General features: G+C 70.7%; 19 protein-coding genes and 1 tRNA gene. 6 read left to right on the forward strand and 14 right to left on the reverse strand.

The window, feature by feature from the left end:
- Positions 1-2: 2 nt before the first annotated feature.
- The 11 genes from DEI93_RS13970 to DEI93_RS14020 all read right to left on the reverse strand — a co-directional run bounded on the left by DEI93_RS13970 (position 3) and on the right by DEI93_RS14020 (position 9,546).
- Positions 3-1,346 (reverse strand): ABC transporter substrate-binding protein, encoded by a 1,344-nt coding sequence (locus DEI93_RS13970; RefSeq protein WP_111119896.1) that lies wholly within the window; start codon positions 1,344-1,346, stop codon positions 3-5.
- A gap of 116 nt (positions 1,347-1,462) precedes the next feature.
- The gene (locus DEI93_RS13975) at positions 1,463-2,416 is read right to left on the reverse strand and encodes a nucleoside hydrolase (protein WP_111119895.1); all 954 of its coding nucleotides are present in this window, start codon (positions 2,414-2,416) and stop codon (positions 1,463-1,465) included.
- Positions 2,417-2,744: 328 nt separating this feature from the next.
- Complete coding sequence (locus tag DEI93_RS13980) at positions 2,745-3,362, reverse strand: VanZ family protein (protein ID WP_181436052.1); 618 nt, start codon at positions 3,360-3,362, stop codon at positions 2,745-2,747.
- 64 nt (positions 3,363-3,426) lie between these two features.
- Complete coding sequence (locus DEI93_RS13985; protein ID WP_181436051.1) at positions 3,427-3,675, reverse strand: hypothetical protein; 249 nt, start codon at positions 3,673-3,675, stop codon at positions 3,427-3,429.
- A gap of 108 nt (positions 3,676-3,783) precedes the next feature.
- Positions 3,784-3,996 carry a hypothetical protein gene (locus DEI93_RS13990; RefSeq protein WP_111010487.1) on the reverse strand — a complete coding sequence of 71 codons (213 nt, stop codon included), beginning with the start codon at positions 3,994-3,996 and terminating at the stop codon, positions 3,784-3,786.
- Complete coding sequence (locus DEI93_RS13995) at positions 3,993-4,424, reverse strand: hypothetical protein (RefSeq protein ID WP_111119893.1); 432 nt, start codon at positions 4,422-4,424, stop codon at positions 3,993-3,995. The genes DEI93_RS13990 and DEI93_RS13995 overlap by 4 nt, the downstream gene beginning before the upstream one ends.
- 253 nt (positions 4,425-4,677) lie before the next feature.
- Positions 4,678-4,752 (reverse strand) — tRNA-Arg (locus tag DEI93_RS14000).
- Between the two features lie 102 nt (positions 4,753-4,854).
- Entirely contained in the window at positions 4,855-6,321 is a 1,467-nt protein-coding gene (locus DEI93_RS14005; RefSeq protein WP_111119953.1) for an MDR family MFS transporter, read from the reverse strand.
- 179 nt (positions 6,322-6,500) lie between these two features.
- Complete coding sequence (locus DEI93_RS14010; protein WP_111010489.1) at positions 6,501-6,995, reverse strand: HNH endonuclease; 495 nt, start codon at positions 6,993-6,995, stop codon at positions 6,501-6,503.
- A gap of 339 nt (positions 6,996-7,334) precedes the next feature.
- Positions 7,335-8,498, reverse strand: a complete 1,164-nt coding sequence (locus DEI93_RS14015) for a C40 family peptidase (protein WP_146244415.1) — start codon at positions 8,496-8,498, stop codon at positions 7,335-7,337.
- Positions 8,499-8,853: 355 nt separating this feature from the next.
- Positions 8,854-9,546: an iron-dependent transcriptional repressor DtxR gene (locus DEI93_RS14020; protein ID WP_111010491.1), complete on the reverse strand. Its 693-nt coding sequence runs from the start codon at positions 9,544-9,546 to the stop codon at positions 8,854-8,856.
- 129 nt (positions 9,547-9,675) lie between these two features.
- Between DEI93_RS14020 and serC the strand changes: the two genes are divergently transcribed.
- Positions 9,676-10,794: a phosphoserine transaminase gene (gene serC / locus DEI93_RS14025; protein WP_111026287.1), complete on the forward strand. Its 1,119-nt coding sequence runs from the start codon at positions 9,676-9,678 to the stop codon at positions 10,792-10,794.
- Positions 10,795-10,902: 108 nt separating this feature from the next.
- Here the strand turns inward: serC and DEI93_RS14030 are convergent, their stop codons facing one another.
- Positions 10,903-11,634 carry a DUF3027 domain-containing protein gene (locus tag DEI93_RS14030; RefSeq protein ID WP_111026288.1) on the reverse strand — a complete coding sequence of 244 codons (732 nt, stop codon included), beginning with the start codon at positions 11,632-11,634 and terminating at the stop codon, positions 10,903-10,905.
- A 2-nt stretch (positions 11,635-11,636) separates the two neighbouring features.
- Positions 11,637-12,014, reverse strand: a complete 378-nt coding sequence (locus tag DEI93_RS14035) for a cold-shock protein (protein WP_111013102.1) — start codon at positions 12,012-12,014, stop codon at positions 11,637-11,639.
- 217 nt (positions 12,015-12,231) lie between these two features.
- On the opposite strand from DEI93_RS14035, the gene DEI93_RS14040 reads away from it, so the two are divergent.
- The 5 genes from DEI93_RS14040 (at position 12,232) to DEI93_RS14060 (ending at position 18,545) form a co-directional block, all read left to right on the forward strand.
- Positions 12,232-12,450 (forward strand): hypothetical protein, encoded by a 219-nt coding sequence (locus DEI93_RS14040; RefSeq protein ID WP_111010495.1) that lies wholly within the window; start codon positions 12,232-12,234, stop codon positions 12,448-12,450.
- Positions 12,451-12,478: 28 nt separating this feature from the next.
- A complete protein-coding gene (locus DEI93_RS14045) occupies positions 12,479-14,242 on the forward strand; it encodes a helicase-associated domain-containing protein (RefSeq protein ID WP_111026289.1) in 1,764 nt (587 codons plus the stop codon).
- A gap of 48 nt (positions 14,243-14,290) precedes the next feature.
- On the forward strand, positions 14,291-15,982 hold the full coding sequence (locus tag DEI93_RS14050) for a DNA repair helicase XPB (RefSeq protein WP_111013100.1): 1,692 nt from the start codon (positions 14,291-14,293) through the stop codon (positions 15,980-15,982).
- 118 nt (positions 15,983-16,100) lie between these two features.
- Positions 16,101-16,796, forward strand: coding sequence for a response regulator transcription factor (locus tag DEI93_RS14055; RefSeq protein ID WP_111010498.1), 696 nt, complete (start codon positions 16,101-16,103; stop codon positions 16,794-16,796).
- A 63-nt stretch (positions 16,797-16,859) separates the two neighbouring features.
- Positions 16,860-18,545, forward strand: coding sequence for a sensor histidine kinase (locus DEI93_RS14060; protein WP_111010499.1), 1,686 nt, complete (start codon positions 16,860-16,862; stop codon positions 18,543-18,545).
- Positions 18,546-18,609: 64 nt separating this feature from the next.
- On the opposite strand, the gene DEI93_RS14065 is transcribed toward DEI93_RS14060, so the two are convergent.
- Positions 18,610-19,524, reverse strand: coding sequence for an endonuclease domain-containing protein (locus DEI93_RS14065; RefSeq protein WP_111119891.1), 915 nt, complete (start codon positions 19,522-19,524; stop codon positions 18,610-18,612).
- Positions 19,525-19,534 lie beyond the last annotated feature (10 nt).

Consider the following 19,534-nt stretch of genomic DNA (forward strand, 5'->3'; position numbering starts at 1 on the left):
GCCTACTTGTACTTCGCCCAGGCGGTCGTCAGCTTCGCCTTCGCGGCGTCGAGCGCCTGCTTCGGGTCGGCCCCGTTCCGGATGTCCGAGTAGGCCTGGTTGATGATGGACTCGAACTCGATGTAGCCGATCGTCTTGACGCGCGACACCGCGGTCTGCGACGTCTCGTGGTTTATGATCTTCGCCGCGTCGGCCCCTGCAGCCGACTGGAACACGGGCTTGTCGAAGTAGAGCTGCTTGCCCTTGACGTTCGCGGCGAGCTCCGGGTTGCTCCGGTAGCGGATGTAGCCCGAGCCGTTGTCGACCGCGAGCCACTTCATGAACACCGCGGTGGCGTCCTTCTGCTTGCTGAAGGGGTTCATCGCGACGGACCACGAACCGGTCGGCGTCGCGACCTGCTTGCTGTCCGCGAAGGCGGGCATCGGTGCCACGCCCCAGTGCACCTTCGACGCCTGGAGCTCGGGCAGGAGCCAGGGCCCCTCGACCGAGTACGCCACCTGGCCGGCGAGGAACGCGGGGTCGGTCTGGTCAGCGGTCATGCCCTTCGGAGCCGCGCCCGAGGCGAAGATCGAGCGGTACCACGTCATCGCCTTCACCCACGCGCTGTTGGTGAAGTCCGGCGTCAGGTTGTCCGTGCCGTCCGCGCCGACCGAACCTCCGAGCTGGACCGAGAGCGGCTCGAGCTGGTAGTAGCGGTCGAACTGGCCGAACGTCATGCCGTACTGCGCGCCGGCCTGCTTGGCCTTCAGCGCGTCGGACGCCAGGTCCTGCCAGGTCATCCGGCTGCTCGTGGACGGGGAGGGTGTGGGGAGCCCGGCCTTCGCCAGCAGGTCCTTGTTGTAGTACAGGAGCTGCGTGGAGTTCGCGATCGGGAGGGCGTACAGCTTGCCCTTCTGGACGCCCGTCTCGTACGACACCTTGTCGAACGACGACGAGTACCCGCCGAACTGGGACGTCAGGTCCTCGGCCTCACCGCGGCTGGCCAGCGCGGCGATGCGCGGCTGGTCCGCCCAGTAGAGGTCCGGGTCACCGCCCTTGTTCGACACGTGCGAGTCGACGGTCGAGTTGAGGGAGTCGAACGGCACGGTCTGCCACTTGATCGTGATGTTCGGGTGTGCCTTCTCGAACGCGTCGACGACCGGCTGCATGTTGTCCGGGGACTTGAGGCTGAGGATGCTGAGCACCTTGACGGTGGTCTTCGGGTCCTTCGACGGGATGGACCAGCTCCCCGAGGAGGATGCGGCACCCCCGCCGCTCGAGCATCCGGTCAGGGCGAGTGCGCCGGCGATGACGCCGGCGGCGGTGACGAGCAGCCGACGACGGCCGTGGTGGACGTGTGATCGCATTGGTCCCTCCATTGGGTGTGCGGATCGTGGGTACGGTGAACGGCCCGGCGCCCGGGGCGGGCGACGGTTGTGGCGGGCAGCGGGCGGAGCGGGTGCCGGTCGGGCGCTCCGACGGCTCAGAGGTCGGCGATGCGCCCCAGGAAGTGGTCGGTGAACGCGGCGACGTCGACCTCCGTCGCGATCCTGCAGTTCGGCGCGGGTGCGTCCGGCCCGTGCCCGAGGTCGGTGACGAGCACGCCGCGCGCGAGTCCGTCGCCGGTGACAACGTCGACCGCGGCGTCGACCCAGGTGAGGAACTCGGGGTGCGTCAGCGCCGCGACGGCGAGCGGGTCGTGCATCGCGCACGAATCGCGGTTGCGCGGGTCGCCCGGGTCGCGCTCGGCGATGTGGTCGATCCACGCGTTCGTCGATTCGCCCGCGAGGGTGGCGAAGTCGCGGCCCGAGTCGGTGAGACGACGAGCGTCGTCACGGGTGAGTCGGACCTGCAACGTGACGTCGAGACCGACCCACCGCTGCGGTGCACCGGAGCGCAGCACGGTCGCGGCGGCCTCCGGGTCCACCCACACGTTGAACTCGCCCGGCATGCTCCGGTGGGCCATGGTGCCGAGGAACACGCCGCCCATCATCACGATCTCCTTGACCGACGACGCCAGTCGTGGCTCCATCGTGAGAGCGAGCGCGATGTTCGTCAGCGGCCCGATCGCGCAGATCGTGATCTCGCCCGGGTTCGCCATCACGTGCTCGATGATCCGGTGCGCCGCGTGGCCCGGGTCGGGCTCCAGGCCGACCCCGTACGTGCTGACGACCTCGGGGGACGGCTCACGCCGGCGCTCCGGGTGGACGAGCGGTGTCGGGGCGCCCTTGACGACCGGGACGTCGATGCCCAGCCGACGGCGGAGTTCGAGCGTCAGGAGCGTGGCGCTCTCGACGTCGGTGTTCCCGTTGACGGTGGTGACCAGTTCGAGGTCGATCTCGGGTTCGGCCACCGCGAGGGCGAGCGCGAACCCGTCATCGATGTCGCTGCCCGGGGCACCCATGGCGAGGTCGGTGTCGAGGATGAGACGAGTCATCGCGAACTCCCTTGTTCAACTCGTGTTGCGTCGCTTCCTGACTGCGAGTTAACACGAGTTGCGCGGCGTGGACAAGGGGTGATCCGGAAATGGTCGGGCGAGAGACCTCGATGGGCGTCAGCGTCCGCGCTCCGGTCGATCACCGCAGTCGCGCGGGCTCGGCCATCCCGTCTCCTCCGGGGACCGCTTCCACACCAGCTCCGACCGAGCCCCCGCGCCACGAACTCGGAGGAGGAGCCACCCTGCCTCAGCCCCCTTGAAAGCGGACCCGTTGATCGCTCGGGTCGCTCATCAGGCCACGCCGGTCGTATCGCCCGACCGCGATCCGTCAGTGCAGACCTGATCCCCACCGGGAGCGGGCTGAGGCTCCGCGCTTCCCGGGCCTCGGTGACCTCGGGTCCGGACTCGGACACCACACGAACGGCGTCGCGACGCGCGAGAGCTGTGGTACGCGCGACAGGAGGCGGACGACCGCGATTCCCACGAGTGCCCCGACGGTGTTGCCGATCACGTCGTCGATGTCGGCGACACGCCCCGTGCTCACGGTCATGTCGCCGACGAGCTGGACCACTTCGATCGTGACGCTCAGCAGGAACGCGATGGTCCCGAGTCGGATGACGGATCCCCGGACGAGGAACGGCAGGAGCACCCCGATCGGAACGAACAGGACGATGTTGAGGACCATGCCCGACGGGTCGCGCGGCACGGTCGCCACCGGGATGAGTTGCACGAACACCGGCCATGGCGGGAGCGTGGCTCGTTCCGCGCCGAGGACGATCGGGGCGGGGAACAGCACCGACCGGAGCAGCACGATCCCGAACAGGCAGGCGGCGCCAGCGGTGATCGTGCGCGAGAGGGTCAGGCGGTCGCGCTGCCGCAGCCGCCACAACAGGAGCACCCAGACGACGATCGCGGCAGGGATGAGGACGGGCAGCGCGGGAACCACGGACGGCAGGCTATCGGCGACGCTCGCGCTGTGCCTGCGCGGGCGGAGGTCGTGGCAGCTGCCGTCAATGGTTCCTGCGGCGCTGCGCAGACAGGGCGCGAACCCATCGGAGCCAGCCTTCGAGCTCGGCTCGTGCTGCCTCCACACTGTGGTGACTTCCCTCGACGGTCCCGTCGATCGAACGCGCCGCGAAGCCCTGCTCGTGGGTCACCGAGCCGACGAGGTGTCCTCCGAGGAACGCGTCGAGACCATCATCGCCCTCCACCCACGCCAGATCGTGGAACGCGTCGGTCCCGGCTGGCAGATCGCTCATGGTTCGTCCTCGCGATCCTCGGGGCACCAGCGGTTCGAGCTGAGGCTGCCGCGGTGCTGCTCGGCTCGAGAAGATCCACGCGCGGATCGCGGGGTCTCGGTCGATCGCCTACCGGTGGACGTCGGCCGTGGAGCGCGATTGGGGCCGCTGCACGATGACGACCGGGCAACCGGGCCCACCCTGGTAGACGAGCGTGCCGCCCCCGTCGAGGTCGACGTGCTTCACACCGGGGTCGTTGACCAACGAGTCGAGCTGCCGGCCATCGGCCACGACGTCGAGGCGGTACTCGCGGCCGCCCACGACCGCGTACACGTCGTTCACGCTCGACCCCGGGGCGTGAAGGAGATCCTCTCCGCGGCGCGGGTCACTTCCTTCGCCCGCGCATCACGGTCCTCGGCCTCGCCCTGTGCCACATCGATCCGTCGCTGCTTCTCCGCGGCCACGTTCCGGCTGATCTCATCGATCACCGTTGCGATCTCCTCCGCGAGACCCTGCTCGAGCTCTTCCAACGAGGTGTGACCGATCAGGAGGCGACGATCGGCGATCTCGAGCGTGACCTCGGGGTACCCCGCCGTCGCCATGGCGTTCCGGACACTGCTCGTGACGATCGCCTGGGCCTCCATGGGCTCGGGACGACGGTTGAACACCGCCGGGACGGTGTACCGCGCCGACGAGGCGGGGAGCGGGTTGGGAAGGCCAGAGGCCACGACGCCGGCGAGAGCCAGGGATTGGAGATGGGTGTCGGTCATGATGTCGCCGCTTCCGTCGACGGCTCCCGCACGCTCGCGCTCGAGAGGATCCCGAGCGGATCTGTGGTGGCCGCTCCTCGAGCCTCCTCTCGGCGCCTGGAAGCGCGCCTGCGACCCATGGCAGCGCGCGGATCAGTCGGAGAAACCGGCGGACGAGGTGTGCCGGGGTCGCCGGGGGCAGGAGGAGGGACCTCTCAAGGGCGCGGCTACCGAGCTGGCTGGACCTTCGATCCCGGCACGGCGACGACGACGGTGGTGCCCCTGGAGGGACTCGAACCCCCAACCCTTTCCTTAGGACGGAACTGCTCTTCCATTGAGCTACAGAGGCAGGCGCCAGCCACTCTACCGGCCCCACCACGCACGGACGGGAGGCGCGACACCAGCCGGTGCCGCGCCTCCCGTCCGATCGATGTGGAGGGTGGGGCGGCTCCTACGCGGACGCCACCGGCTGCTCGGCCCCGGCCTCGGCCCGCGCGGTCGCGGGCGCAGCGCCGAGCGCCGACTCCGCGTCATCAACGGCCCCGGCGGCAGACGCCACCCCGCCCTGCGCCGCCCGCCGGTGCCCCGGCAGGAACAGCACGGCGACCAGGAGCACGACGGCGATCGCGGCGATCGCGACGAACACCAGGTGCATCGCGGTCATGAGCCCGGCGCCCTCGGGGACGCCGGCGGCGTTGAGCTGCACGTGCGCGTTGACGACCGCGCCGAACACCGCGACGCCGATGGCCGAACCCATCGAGCGGGCGAACATGTTCGTGCCGGTCACGGCACCGCGCTCGCTCCAGGTGGCGGACGACTGGGCGGCGATCAGGGTCGGCACGGCGGTCAGGCCCATGCCCGCGCCGATGACGAAGCAGAACAGGGCGACGAGCCAGATCGACGAGTGCACGGCGAGCGTGATGGTGAGCACCGCACCGATGAGCACGAGGGTCGACCCGATGACCGAGGTGACGCGGAACCCGAACCGCAGGTAGAAGCGCCCGGCCTGCGACGCCGAGATCGGCCATCCGAGGGTGAGCGCCGCGAGCGCGAACCCGGCGATGAGGGGCGACGCCCCGAGGACGTCCTGCGCGTAGATCGGCACGTACGTGGACAGGCCCATCACGATGACGCCGATGATGAGCGACGCGATCGTGGACGCGGCGACCACGCGCCGCTTCAGCAGGCCGAGCGAGAAGATCGGCTGCGCGACGCGGAGCTCGACGACGACGAACGCGACCAGGAGGACCGCGGCGGCGATGAAGATCGCGAACGACGCGGGGGCGTCCCAGGCCCACGACGTCCCGCCCTCGAGCAGACCGAGCAGGAGCGCGGTCGTCCCGCCGCCGAGCAGGGCCGCGCCGAGGTAGTCGATGCGCTGCCGGTCCTGCGACGCGTCACGTTGCTCGTGGTAGGCGCGGATGAGCATGACGCCGGCGACGATGGCGAGCGGGATGTTGATCCAGAAGATCCACCGCCACGCGCCGATCTGGCTGAACAGGCCACCGAGGGTCGGCCCGACGACCGAGGCGATGCCCCAGACCGAAGCGAGGTAGCCCTGCGTCTTCGCGCGCTCCTCGAGCGTGTAGATGTCGCTCGTGATCGTCATCGAGATCGGCAGCACGGCGCCCGCGCCGAGGCCCTGCACGACCCGCGCCAGGATGAGGACGGGCATCGACCACGCGGCGCCACACAGCACCGAGCCGAGCAGGAACAGGCCGATCCCGACGAGCAGCAGGCGCTTGCGGCCGAGCACGTCGGCGAGGCGGCCGTAGATCGGCACCGAGACCGCCTGCGCGAGCAGGTACACCGAGAACAGCCAGGGCAGCTGCTGGAAGTGCCCGAGGTCCTTGGCGATGGACGACGACGCCGTCGCGATGATCGTGGAGTCGAGGGCGACCAGTGCGGTCGCGAGCATCAGGGCCAGGAGGATCGGGCCGCGCTCGGAGCGCAGGCCCACGCCGGAGCGAGCAGGAGGTGCAGAGGGTGCAGACACCTCCGGGGCAACTCCGAGCGCTGGTTCAGCATTCCGCAGACACGCCGGACGGGAGGCCCGGCACCCGCTGGCCCCGTCCCTCCCGTCCGACGCCCGCCGGGTCAGGCGGCGGCGAGGTACTCGTCCCAGTCCGGCTGCGGCCGCTCGATGCCGCGCACGATCCACGCCGTGCCGTGCGGAGCACGTGGGCGGAAGCGCAGCGTCCAGCCCATCTCGTGCGGGGTGCGGTCACCCTTGACGTTGTTGCAGGCCAGGCAGCACGCCACGAGGTTCTCCCACGAGTCCGCACCGCCGCGGGACTTCGGGTGCACGTGGTCGATCGTCGTGGCGTGCCGGTTGCAGTAGGCGCAGCGGTTGCCGTCGCGGCGCAACACTCCGCGGCGGGACACGGGGACGAGCCGGCTCTGCGGGATGCGCACGTACCGGGTGAGGACGATGACCGACGGCCGGTCGTAGCTCGTGGTGGAGCCGAATACCGGGTGGTCGGCGTCGGCGGTGATGACGGTGGCCTTCTGGTTCATGACCAGGACGAGGGCCCGTCGGAACGAGATCACCGCGAGGGGTTCGTAACCGGCGTTGAGGACGAGAGTGCGCATGGGGTCCCTTCCGACGTGCCTGGACGGCTTCCAGGCGGACGACGCTGCTCACGGTCCCCTCGGTCCTCGAGCGGGTGACCCGACTCCGGAAGCAGAAGAGCACCGCCCTGGTGGGCGGTGCTCAGTTCGCGGGCGCGTGCTGGGGCACGCGGCAGGTCGTGGTCGACCATATGTCGACGTGCGCGCGCCGACCCATGGTGCGGGTCGTGCGGCAGGCTGGCATGTGATCTCCCGTTCGAGGTCGAGTGGACCGTGTCGCCAGGTTAACCCAGAAACCGGCCCGACACGAGAGCGTGTGGACCCGTTTCCGGTGCGTTCAGCGGGCCTGGGCCCGTCCGTTCACTTGATGCCGAAGCGGACGATGTGGTAGTCGGTCGTCCAGATCGGGCGGATGCTGACCGAGCCGCCGGGCTTCGGGGCGTCCATGATCATGCCGTTGCCCATGTAGAAGCCCTCGTGCGCCTCGGTGTTGAAGATCACGACGTCGCCGGGCTGGGCCTCGGAGGTCGGGATCGTCGTGCCGGCGGCGTCCTGCAGCGGCACGGAGTGCGCGAGCGAGATGCCGAACTGGGCGTAGACGTACATGACGTACCCGGAGCAGTCGAAGCCGGCCGGAGTCGCGCCGCCGTAGACGTACGGCGTGCCGATGTACTGCTCTGCGACCGAGACGACCTGCGACAGGCTGAAGCTCGGGTACTTCGGGCTCGCGACGTAGTCCGCGGCGCTCGGACCGGTGTACGAGGCGTACGAGGCGGCGGTCTGCGCGCGAGCCGTGGCGAGGGCGGTGTCGCTCGTCGTGGTCGTCGTCGTCGCGGTGGACGCGGTGACCTTCGGGGCGACGACCTTCGGGGCCGTCGCGGTGTAGCCGTCGCGGACGGTGTCGGCGAGCGCCGCGGTGTTCGCGACGGTGAGCGACTGGCTGTCCGCCGAGCGGAGGTTGCCCTGGGCGACGGCCTGCTGCGAGCCGGCGGTCGGCTGCGGGGCGGTCGCGGCGATGGCGGGGAGTGCCATGGTGCCGAAGAGTCCGGCCGTGATCGTCATGACGGCGACCGGCAGGACCTTGCGCTTCCCGCGCGCGGCCGGCCGGGAGGCGCTGCTCGCGACCGCCGCGCGGCTGGCGGCGGCACGGCGGGCGGCGGTGGCGACCGGGGACTTGGCGAACGACGATGTGACCGGCGCGATGGGAGCCTCGAGCTCCGGGTCGACGGAGCGAACCACGGCGGCGCCGGCCGCGACGGCGGGCTTGGGGGCCGGCTCGGTCGCCGCCACGAGGGTGGTCTCGGCAGCGGGTGCGGCCTCGACGATGGCCTGCTCGGACGCCGCGGCAGTCGTCGCGGCGACCGCGACCGGTGCGACGGGCGCGGTCGACCCCGTGCGGGCGGCGGCGGCCTCGGCGGCGCGGCGCTCGCGGCGACTCGCGAACTGGATGTCGGTCGAACGGGCGGCGGCACCCGTGGTGGTGTCGGCTCGCTGGGCGTCCGTGGTGGAACCGGTCTGCGTCAAGAGTGTTGTCTCCGGCGCCTCGACTGCACACGCGACCGAGGCCGTCGGGTGCAACCCCATCCGTTCGTCATCGTTTCCGATCAGGCAGGAGACGGGTTCGAGACGTCCTGCCACGGTTCCCGCCAGCTCGCTTCCAGGCTCTGCGGGACTCGTCGAGTGTACGCAACGCCTCCGACGGTGTCGAGGCCTGCGAGCAAGTTGGTAACGATTCGATCAAGAAAGCCTGGTCAGAGGCCGTTTTGACATGTTCCGACGCCGCGCGGGCGGGACCGCCGGAAGTCGTGTAGGCGCCCCGATCCGGGTACCCCGCAGCCCACCGCTCGGGGTACGCCGAGGGGGACGGCATCCCCGGCCGTCAGCTGCCGATGTACACGTGCTGTGCGACCTCGACCGGCAGCTCGAGGCCCTGGTCCTCGCCCTCGACCCGCACGGCGACGTACGCTCCGGCGCGCTGCACGCTCGCGGTCCGTCCCGGCATGACCCCGGCGGCACGGAGTTGCGCGAGGAGTTCCGGCTCGAACTGCACGGGTTCGCCCAGGCGGCGGATGGTCCCCGTGCTCACCGTCGACGAGCCGTCGGTCGCGGCGACGATGCTCCGGACGCCGTCGAGGAACCGTCCGGCCGGGGCGTCGCCGAGCTCGTCGAGGCCGGGGATCGGGTTGCCGTAGGGGGACTCGGTCGGGTGGCCGAGCATCTCGATGATCCGACGCTCGACCTGCTCGCTCATGACGTGCTCCCAGCGGCAGGCCTCGTCGTGGACGAAGGCCCAGTCGAGACCGATGACGTCGGACAACAGGCGCTCGGCCAGCCGGTGCTTGCGCATGACGTGGGTGGCCCGCTGGCGACCCTCCGACGTGAGCTCGAGGTGGCGGTCCCCGGAGACGACGACCAGGCCGTCGCGCTCCATGCGGGCGATGGTCTGCGAGACCGTGGGACCCGAGTGTCCGAGTCGCTCCGAGATCCGTGCGCGCAGGGGGACGATCGCCTCCTCCTCGAGGTCGAGGATCGTGCGCAGGTACATCTCCGTGGTGTCGACGAGATCGGTCACCGGAACGCCTCCCCTGTCACGTGCACAACTCCTCCAGCCTACTTGTTCACATGCCGCGGCCCGGACAGTGCTCCACAGGGGGTCGCGCGCTCGTCCGGGCGTGGGATACCAGCTCACTAGGATCGACGCATGGCAGACATCGTCATCCCCGCTGACCTCCTCCCCACCGACGGACGCTTCGGCTGCGGCCCGTCCAAGATCCGCGGTGCGCAGCTCGAGTCCCTGGTGACGGCAGGGGCGACGATCCTCGGCACGAGCCACCGTCAGGCGCCCGTCAAGAACCTCGTCGGCAGCGTTCGCGAGGGCCTCGCGACACTGTTCGACATCCCCGACGGGTACGAGGTCGTGCTCGGCAACGGTGGCTCGACGGCGTTCTGGGACGCCGCCGCGTTCGGCCTCGTCGAGCGCCGTGCCGAGAACCTCTCGTTCGGCGAGTTCGGCTCGAAGTTCGCCAAGGCGGTCGCCGCTCCCTGGCTCGAAGCCCCGCACGTCGTCACCGCGCCCGGTGGCTCCCGGTCGGAGCTCGAGATCGTCGAGGGCGTCGACGTCTACGCCTACCCGCACAACGAGACCTCCACGGGCGTGATGGCCCCCGTCGTCCGCGCGGCCGGCGATCCCGGCGCGCTGACCGTCGTCGACGCCACGAGCGCCGCCGGTGGCGTGCAGTTCGACACCGGTGCCGCCGACGTCTACTACTTCGCACCGCAGAAGAACTTCGCATCCGACGGCGGTCTGTGGCTCGCCCTGTTCTCGCCGGCCGCGATCGAGCGCGTCGAGCGCATCGCCGCGAGCGACCGCTACATCCCCGAGTTCCTCAGCCTGAAGAACGCCGTGGACAACTCGCGCCTCGACCAGACGCTGAACACCCCCGCGATCACGACCCTCCTGCTGCTCGACGACCAGATCCGGTGGATCAACGGGTCGGGCGGCCTGGCTTGGGCGGACATCCGCACCAAGGAGTCGTCGAACGCGCTCTACGAGTGGGCCGAGTCCGTCGACTACGCCACGCCGTTCGTCGCCGACCCGGCACACCGGTCGCAGGTCGTCGCCACCATCGACCTCGACGACGCGATCGACGCCAAGGCCGTCAGCGCCGCGCTCCGGCAGAACGGCATCGTCGACACGGAGCCGTACCGCAAGCTCGGCCGCAACCAGCTCCGCATCGCGACGTTCACCGCGATCGACCCCGACGACGTCCGTCAGCTCATCAAGGCCATCGACTACACGGTGGCCGCGCTGCGCGGCTGACGGCCGCACGACGGACGACGACGGCCCCCGGGATCCGATCCCGGGGGCCGTCGTGCGCCTCCCGGCCACAGGTCGCCACAGCGTCCGATCCGGCCGGGAGGCCCGGCGTCACTCCGCCTCGTCCGCCGCCTCGCCATGCCCAGCGCTGGTGCGACCTGCGTCGTCGTCGGAGTCGTCCGCGTCAGAGTCGTCGTCGTCCGCGTCGTCGTCCTCGTCAGGCTCGTCGTCCTCGTCCGAGTCGTCCTCGTCCGAGTCGTCCCCGTCCGAGTCGTCCTCGTCCGAGTCGTCCCCGTCGTCCTCGTCACCTTCGACGACGGCGATGGCCTCCTCGACGTCCACGCCGTCGAACGCGTCGTCGCCCAGGTCGTCGTCCTCGTCGGAGTCGTCCTCGTCGTCGTCGAGCAGGTCCTCGTCGTCCTCGTCCGCGTCGTCGTCGTCGTCCTCGTCCGACTCGTCCTCGTCGTCGTCCTCGTCAGGGTCGTCGTCGGAGTCGTCCTCGTCCGAGCCCAGGTCCTCCCCGTCGCCGGCCTCGGCGTCCGCATCGCCCTCTTGCGTCGCCCGGTACTCGGCGAGCCGCTCCGACCACGGCACCCAGTCGGGCGCGAGCAGCGAGCCGTCGCCGGGCATCAGCTCGACCTCGAGCACGGTGGGGTCCTCGCCGTCGACCTGCGCCAAGCTGACGGTCCAGCGCCATCCGGGGTAGCCGGGCATCGTGTTGGCGAACAGCACGGACACGACGCCGTTGCCCTCGTCCACGGTGCCGACGACCGCTCCGACGGTGTCCTCGGGCGTGACCTCGAGCAGCGCGGTACGCGCGAGCCCAGTCGGGTCCTCGATCACGGTCAGGCGTCCAGCTGGTCGGCGACGTGGCGGAGGATGGCCGCCGTCCGCGACCCGTTCTTCGGGTAGTGGCCGTGGCGCAGGTCGCCGCTGATGCGGTCGAGCTCCTTCACCAGGTCCTCCACGATGACGGCCATGTCGTCGGCCGAGCGCCGGTTGATCTTCGCGAGGCTCGGACCCTCCTCGAGCACGCGGACCGACAGCGCCTGCGAGCCACGCTTGCCCGCGACGACGCCGTACTCCAGACGCGCTCCGGCCTTGACGGTGGTGACCCCGGACGGGAGCGCCGACGCGTGCAGGAAGACCTGGTCGCCGTCATCGCCCGTGATGAAGCCGAACCCCTTCTGCTCGTCGTAGAACTTGACCTTGCCGGTCGGCATGACTGCACTCCTCGATCTGACGTCCGCGGTGTCCGCGGACGGCGTTCCTTGTCGATCATCCTGTGTCGACTATCCTGAGCCGGTGGCCAAGACCCGATCAACCGCGCGACAGCGTCCCGTTCGGACGCAGGCCACCGGCCCTGCGCAGTCGACCAGGACCCCGGAGCGCCCGCAGACGCCCGAGCCCCCGGTGGCCAATCGTATCGAACGCATTCTGATGTACATGATCGCGGGGATCATCGCGGTCGCACTCGTGTGCTTCCTCGTGCTCATCGTGGCGTGGCTCACGGTCGGGTCCATCCCCGGCACGGGCATCTGGCCGACGGTCGAGGCCTTCCCGCTCATCGGCTTCCCGATCGGGCTGCTGCTCATCATCGCGCTGCTCGCGGTCAACTGGACCAAGCGGGCACGCGAGAACCGGGACGACGCGCGCTGACCCCGCTCCGGGGCGGACGGACACGACGATGACGACGGCAGCCGCCCTCGCCGCCCGACTGCGGGCCATGCCCGACGACGACCTCGTCGCGCTCGTCGCCGCGCGGCGCCTGCCGGGCGCGGCCCTCGCCGCACATGGCCCGTCGGCCGTGGCCGACTTCTTCGACCTCGCGGACGCCCTCCGGACGCCCGACGTCATCGACCGTGCGCTGGCACGACTCCCGCGCGCGACGCTCGCCGCCCTCCAGCACCCCGCCGACGCGGACCACGCGGCACTCGCGCCCGCCGTGGCACTCGGCCTCACCGACGGAGCAGAGCTGGACGACGCGGTCGCCGCGCGACTCGCCGAGCATCCGGAGTTACGACCGGACGACGCTCCCCGGCCGGGAGGCCCGACCCCCGTCCCGCAGGACGTCGACCGGGTGCGCGGGGTCGCCGCCGAGACGGCGTTCGCGACGCTGACGTCACTCGCCGAACTGGTCCGCGCGGTCGCCGCGGACGAGGTGCACGAGCTCGCGAAGGGCGGGATCGGGGCGCCGCTCGCGCGGCACCTCGGCGAGCGCGCCGCGGCCGACCCGGTGCGGGTCCCGGACCTGCTGGCCCTGCTCGCCGAGACCGCGCTCGTCGATCCCACGAGCCCGACGTGGACCGTCACCGACGACGGTCGCGGCTGGCTCGTGGCGCCCTGGCCCCTCCGGTGGGTCGAGCTCGTGGTCCGGTGGCGGGCGACGCTGAGTGATCCGGTGGTCGAGGTCCTCGCCCTCGCCGCGGACGACTGGCGCGGGCTCGATGCCCTCGGACGCTGGGCCTATCCCGGCGGCGCGGAGTGGCTCCCCGCGGAGCTCGTGCGGAGCGCAGGGACCGCAGAGGCCCTCGGCATCACGGTCGACGGCGTGGTCACCGCGACGGGGCGCGTCCTGTTCGCGGCGCGGACCACCGACGACGCCCCGGCGATCGACCACGCCGCCGCCGACCTGCCGTCGACCGTGCCGGGGGTGTACCTGCAGAACGACCTCACCGTCATCGCCCCCGGCCCGCTCGAACCGGCCGACGACGCGGCACTCCGCACCGTGGCCGACGTCGAGGCACCGGGACTCGCGAGCCGCTACCGGATCTCCGAGGACAGCGTCCGCCGCGCACTGCTCGAGGGGTACGACGGAGCCGCGGTCCTGGACACGCTCGGCCGACTCTCTGCGGCCGACGTGCCCCAGCCGGTCCGTTACCTGGTGGAGCAGGTCAGCGCCCGTGCCGGCAGCATCGTCGTCGACCGCGCCGCTGAGCGGGGCAGCGTGGTTCGGGGTCCCGCCGAGCAGCTCGACCTGGTGTCCGTCGACGCCGAACTTCGCTCACTCGCCTGGGCCCGGCGGTCCCCCACGGTGCTCGTCAGCCCCTACCCGCCCTCGTCCGTGGTCTCCGCGCTCGAGGACCAGCGGTACCCGGCCGTCCTCGCTCCCGCCGCCCGCGTGGCGGACGCGGCCGGGCCTCCCGTTCGTCGCCGGACCGCGCGCACACCCGAGGAGCAGGCGCGCGAGCTCGTGGAGCGCCTCCGCACCGCGACCCGACGAGGCGACCAGGAGCCCGCGCAGGAGTGGATGGGACGGCAGATCGACCTGGCCGTGCGCGGCAAGGTGGCCGTGCGCGTCGTCGTGCGGATGCCCGACGGCACCGAGGCCCCGTTCACGATCGTGCCGACGTCGGTGAGCGGTGGCCGGATCCGGGGCCGCGACACGCACGCCGACGTCGAGCGGACCCTTCCCCTGTCCCTCGTGGTCGCGGTCGAGCACGTCGCCTGACCGACCGACCCGGACGTCTCGTCCGCGGCGCGGCTAGGCTCGACGGTCATGAACGGGCCACTCATCGTCCAGAGCGACCGGACCGTGCTGCTCGAGGTGGCGCATCCCGAGGCCGAGGACGCGCGACACGAACTCGCGGTGTTCGCCGAGCTCGAGCGCGCCCCCGAACACGTCCACACCTACCGCATCACCCGCCTCGGGCTGTGGAACGCCCGCGCCGCGGGTCACGACGCCGACGCGATGATCGACACGCTCGAGCGGTTCGCCAAGTTCCCGGTGCCGCAGAGCGTCGTCGTCGACATCCGTGACACCGTCAGCCGCTACGGCCGTCTCGTCATCCGCCGCGAGGACCCGGCGGACGCGCCGGCGATCGCGAACGACGCGACGGAGGAGCTGGAGCAGCAGCCGAGGCTGGTCCTCACCGCATCGGACCCGTCGATCCTCGCCGAGGTCACCCGCTCGAAGCGGATCGCCCCGCTGCTCGGCGCCCGCCGGTCGGACACCGCCGTCGAGCTCGAGCAGTGGGCGCGCGGCCAGGTCAAACAGGAGCTCGTCAAGATCGGCTGGCCTGCCGACGACCTCGCCGGGTACACGCCCGGACAACCGCACCGGATCGACCTCGACGAGACCGAGTGGCACCTCCGCGCGTACCAGGAGGACGCGGTCAAGAGCTTCTTCGCCCAGGGGTCCGGTGTCGTGGTGCTGCCCTGTGGTGCGGGCAAGACCCTGGTCGGCGCGGGCGCGATGGCCACCGCCAAGGCGACGACGCTCATCCTCGTCACGAACACGGTCTCGGCGCGGCAGTGGCGCGACGAACTCCTCCGCCGCACGTCGCTCACCCCGGACGAGATCGGCGAGTACTCCGGGAGCGTCAAGGAGGTCCGGCCGGTCACGATCGCGACGTACCAGATCCTCACCGCGCGGCGGAAGGGCGTGTACACGCACCTGTCCCTGCTCGACGCCCTCGACTGGGGCCTCATCGTCTACGACGAGGTCCACCTGCTGCCCGCGCCGGTGTTCAAGCTGACCGCGGACCTCCAGGCGCGACGGCGCCTCGGACTCACGGCGACGCTCGTGCGCGAGGACGGCCGCGAAGGCGACGTGTTCTCGCTCATCGGGCCGAAGCGGTACGACGCGCCGTGGAAGGAGATCGAGGCGCAGGGGTACATCTCCCCCGCCGAGTGCTACGAGGTGCGGATCGACCTGCCCCACGAGGACCGCCTCGAGTACGCGGCCTCCACGGACGACGACCGGTACCGGCTCGCCGCGACCTCGCCGGCCAAGACCCCGGTCGTGCGCGACCTCATCGAGAAGCACCGCGGCGAGCAGATCCTGGTGATCGGGCAGTACATCGACCAGCTCGACGAACTCGCGGCGCAGCTCGACGCGGCCGAGATCACCGGGGCGACCCCGATCGACGAGCGCGAACGGCTGTACCAGGCGTTCCGCGAGGGCACGATCGACGTGCTCGTGGTGTCCAAGGTCGCGAACTTCTCGGTCGATCTGCCGGACGCGACGGTGGCGATCCAGGTGTCGGGCTCCTTCGGCTCACGGCAGGAGGAGGCCCAGCGGCTCGGTCGGCTGCTCCGCCCGAACAAGGACGGCCTCCCGGCGTCCTTCTACACACTCGTCACGCGGGACACCGTCGACCAGGACTTCGCGCAGAACCGGCAGCGGTTCCTGGCCGAGCAGGGGTACGCGTACACGATCCTCGACGCCGATTCCCTAGCGGCCGCGTGAGCAGATCCGGACACTCGTCGCCCCCTCGACGTCTGCACCAGGAAATCCCGCCGTCCTGTCAGACAGCGTCCCATCCGTTCCCAGGCAACCCAGAGGCCACGACCAGATACTGGGTCACATGACCGACGGACCGAAGATCCTCATCGTCGACGACGAGCCGAACATCCGCGACCTCCTCACCACCTCGCTCCGGTTCGCGGGCTTCGCCGTCCGCGCGGTGGGCAACGGTGCGCAGGCGATCTCCGCCGTGCTCGAGGAAGAGCCGGACCTCATCATCCTCGACGTCATGCTCCCCGACATGAACGGGTTCGGCGTGACCAAGCGCCTCCGGTCGTCGGGCTACACGTCGCCGATCCTGTTCCTCACCGCCAAGGACGACACCGAGGACAAGATCACGGGACTCACCGTCGGCGGCGACGACTACGTGACCAAGCCCTTCTCGCTCGACGAGATCGTCGCCCGCATCAAGGCGATCCTCCGGCGCACCATGAACGACGAAGAAGACGCGATCATCCGCGCCGGTGAGCTGACGATGGACCAGGACACGCACGAGGTCAGCATCGGCGAGGCGCAGATCGAGCTCTCACCCACCGAGTTCAAGCTGCTCCGCTACCTCATGCTCAACCCGAACCGGGTGCTGTCGAAGGCCCAGATCCTCGACCACGTGTGGGAGTACGACTTCAACGGCGACGCCGGCATCGTCGAGTCCTACATCTCGTACCTGCGCCGCAAGCTCGACCAGTACTCGGCCGAGCCGGTCATCCAGACCAAGCGCGGCTTCGGGTACATGCTCAAGGCCGCCAAGGCGTCCTGATCCAGCAGGTCATCGGCGCGATCCCAGCAGCAGCTGGGTCGCGCCGATTACTGTGATCGCAGCATGCACACACGCCTCGCCCGCTGGTGGAACGAGATCTCGCTCCGGACCAAGATCACCGGGATCACCGTCCTCCTGGTGACCCTCGGGCTGCTCGTCGCGGGGCTCGGCACCATGACGGTGCTCAGCACCTACCTGATGAAGCAGCTCGACAACGACGTCCAAGCGACGAAGACCTCGCTGAACGGCCAGAAGCTGACGAGCGTCGAAGGCTACTGCCAGATCAACGTCACCCTGCAGAGCGCGGCCTACATCGCCGTGCTCAAGCCCGACGGCGGCATCGCCTGTCACACGAAGAGCGACTACACGCCGGATCTCGGCGGGGTCGTGGGCAGCTCGCACGTCGACGACGACCACCCGTTCAGTGTGGTCGACGACAAGGGCCAGCACGAGTGGCGTGCCCTCGCGATGACGTCGCCCACCACCGACGCCGCCGGCAACCACTACACGATCGTCGCGGCCGTCTCGAGCCAGGGCACCGACTCGACCATCGCGCGGTTCACGGTGATCTTCCTCGGGTTCGGCATCTCGGTCGTCCTGCTCGGCGGCATGCTCACCCAGCTGCTCGTCACCGCCACGTTCGACCCCCTGCGGGACGTCGAGGCCACGGCCGCACGCTTCGCCGCGGGGGACTTCTCGCAACGCCTCGGTGCGGACACCCCGAACACCGAGGTCGGTCGCCTCAACCACTCCCTCAACGTCATGCTCGAGCGCATCGACTCGGCGTTCGAGGACCGCCAACGCACGATCGAGCAGATGCGCCGCTTCGTCGGTGACGCATCGCACGAGCTGCGGACCCCGCTCGTGTCCCTGCGGGGGTACGCCGAGCTGTACCGGATGGGGGCCCTCCGGAAAGAAGAGGACGTCGCCCAGGCGATGGAGCGCATCGAGAAGGAGGCCCAGCGCATGGGGCTCCTCGTGCAGGACCTCCTGCAGCTCGCCCGCATCGACGAGTCGAAGCCGCTCGAGCTCGGGCCGGTCGACCTCGTCGCCATCGCGCGGGACTCGGCGCTCGACACGATGGCGTCGAACCCCGACCGCGAGATCCAGGTCCTGCTCGCCGACTCCGTCACCGGCGAGAACGTCCCGCAGGTCGTGCCGCAGTGGGTCGGTCCTGCGGCACCCGGAGCGCGGAACGGACAGTCCCCGACCTCGCCGCCGTCGAACGTCACCGGGCCGATCGCCTTCGCGGGGCAGACGCTCGCCCGGCTGCGCGCACGTCGTGGTCGTCCCGTCGGCATCGAGTCGGGCCCGGCCGCGCCGACCACGGCCCCGCTGCCGACCGTCGTCCTGCCCGTGCGACCGCCGGTCGTCCTCGCCGAGGAGAACAAGATCCGTCAGGTCGTGACGAACCTCATGGGCAACGCCATGCGGTTCACGCCGCAGGACGACCCCATCGAGATCGGGATCGGCGTGGACGAGGCCCGGGGCATGGCGCACCTCGACGTGATCGACCACGGTGAGGGCATCCCGCCGCAGATCCGCGAGAAGATCTTCCAGCGGTTCTGGCGCGCCGACACCTCGCGCGCTCGGGACACCGGCGGCTCGGGCCTCGGGCTCGCGATCGTGTCCGGCATCGTGGCGGCGCACCACGGCGAGGTCGAGGTGTTCGACACCCCGGGCGGTGGTGCGACCTTCCGCGTGTGGCTCCCCCTCCTCCCGCGCGACTACGTCGCCCCCACCCCCTGACCCCTCTGGCGAGATCGCAGTCGTTGCCGTTCTGAGGTCCATCAGAGCGGCAACGACTGCGATCTCACGGCAGCGGTGATGACACCCGGGTGCGGAACACGTCCGACAGTCGCAGGAGGAACGCCGTCGGGTCGGCAACGTCACGTGCGGTGACGTGCAGGATCAGCCATCCGGCGGACACGAAGCCGTTCGACCGGGTCGCATCGTGCTGCCACGTGGCACGATCCGTCCGGTGGTGCTCGCCGTCGTACTCGACTCCGATCCGGAGGTCCGGGTAGGCGAGGTCGACGCGTCCGAGGAATCGACCGGCGGGGCTGTGCACGTCGATGTTGAGCTGGGGCTCCGGGAATCCCGCGTCGACGATGACGAGTCGGATGAGCGTCTCCATCGGGGACTCCGACCCGAGCCGCACGCGATGGGCCGCGGCCCGGAGCCGCCGTGCCCACCGGGACCGCCGCTCACGACTCCGGCGCTCGAGTTGCTCCGGATCGGCGAGCGCCCGCGCGACCAGGTGGTCCCCGATCACCACCAGGTCACGTTCGGCCAACAGGCCCGCACTCTCGCACCACGCCGCCACCGGGCTGCTGGCCGGGAGGCCCGCACACGTCACCACATCGGCGAACGGTGGCGAGACGCGATGGCCTACCACCCCGGTGCGGCGCATGACCGGTCCGTCCCCCACCGTGCTCACGTGCACGGTCGCGTCGGAAACGACCCAGGGCGGCAGTGGGAGCTCCCAGAGGGCGAGGGCGGTGGTGTGGCTGAAGTGATGCCGTTCACCGAGGACGAGGCCGAACGCGGCGACCCGTGCCGAGAGGTCCGCCAGGTCCAGCTCGGCAGGGACCCGCACGCCTCGGGTCGGCGCGGCGAGGTCCTCCCGACGGAGCCGACCCGGAGTGACCCCGTTCCGGACCGCATCAGCCGTGTCGAAGGCCTGACCGAGGAAAGGATCCGGGAGGCGGGCCGGCGTGCGCGTCATGCGCCGAGCC

Origin of the sequence: Curtobacterium sp. MCBD17_035 (assembly GCF_003234815.2) — a bacterium.
Classification (GTDB): domain Bacteria; phylum Actinomycetota; class Actinomycetes; order Actinomycetales; family Microbacteriaceae; genus Curtobacterium.

Bases quoted from the DNA above. Each gene is read 5' to 3' on its own strand.
- DEI93_RS13995 (WP_111119893.1), bottom strand. From the start codon at position 4,424: ATGACCGACACCCATCTCCAATCCCTGGCTCTCGCCGGCGTCGTGGCC.
- DEI93_RS14040 (WP_111010495.1), top strand. From the start codon at position 12,232: ATGTACATGATCGCGGGGATCATCGCGGTCGCACTCGTGTGCTTCCTC.
- DEI93_RS14005 (WP_111119953.1), bottom strand. From the start codon at position 6,321: ATGCTCGCGACCGCACTGGTCGCCCTCGACTCCACGATCATCGCGACG.
- DEI93_RS14035 (WP_111013102.1), bottom strand. From the start codon at position 12,014: ATGCCGACCGGCAAGGTCAAGTTCTACGACGAGCAGAAGGGGTTCGGC.
- DEI93_RS13975 (WP_111119895.1), bottom strand. From the start codon at position 2,416: ATGACTCGTCTCATCCTCGACACCGACCTCGCCATGGGTGCCCCGGGC.
- DEI93_RS13985 (WP_181436051.1), bottom strand. From the start codon at position 3,675: ATGAGCGATCTGCCAGCCGGGACCGACGCGTTCCACGATCTGGCGTGG.
- DEI93_RS14050 (WP_111013100.1), top strand. From the start codon at position 14,291: ATGAACGGGCCACTCATCGTCCAGAGCGACCGGACCGTGCTGCTCGAG.
- DEI93_RS14045 (WP_111026289.1), top strand. From the start codon at position 12,479: ATGACGACGGCAGCCGCCCTCGCCGCCCGACTGCGGGCCATGCCCGAC.
- serC (WP_111026287.1), top strand. From the start codon at position 9,676: ATGGCAGACATCGTCATCCCCGCTGACCTCCTCCCCACCGACGGACGC.
- DEI93_RS14055 (WP_111010498.1), top strand. From the start codon at position 16,101: ATGACCGACGGACCGAAGATCCTCATCGTCGACGACGAGCCGAACATC.
- DEI93_RS13970 (WP_111119896.1), bottom strand. From the start codon at position 1,346: ATGCGATCACACGTCCACCACGGCCGTCGTCGGCTGCTCGTCACCGCC.
- DEI93_RS14065 (WP_111119891.1), bottom strand. From the start codon at position 19,524: ATGACGCGCACGCCGGCCCGCCTCCCGGATCCTTTCCTCGGTCAGGCC.
- DEI93_RS14010 (WP_111010489.1), bottom strand. From the start codon at position 6,995: ATGCGCACTCTCGTCCTCAACGCCGGTTACGAACCCCTCGCGGTGATC.
- DEI93_RS14060 (WP_111010499.1), top strand. From the start codon at position 16,860: ATGCACACACGCCTCGCCCGCTGGTGGAACGAGATCTCGCTCCGGACC.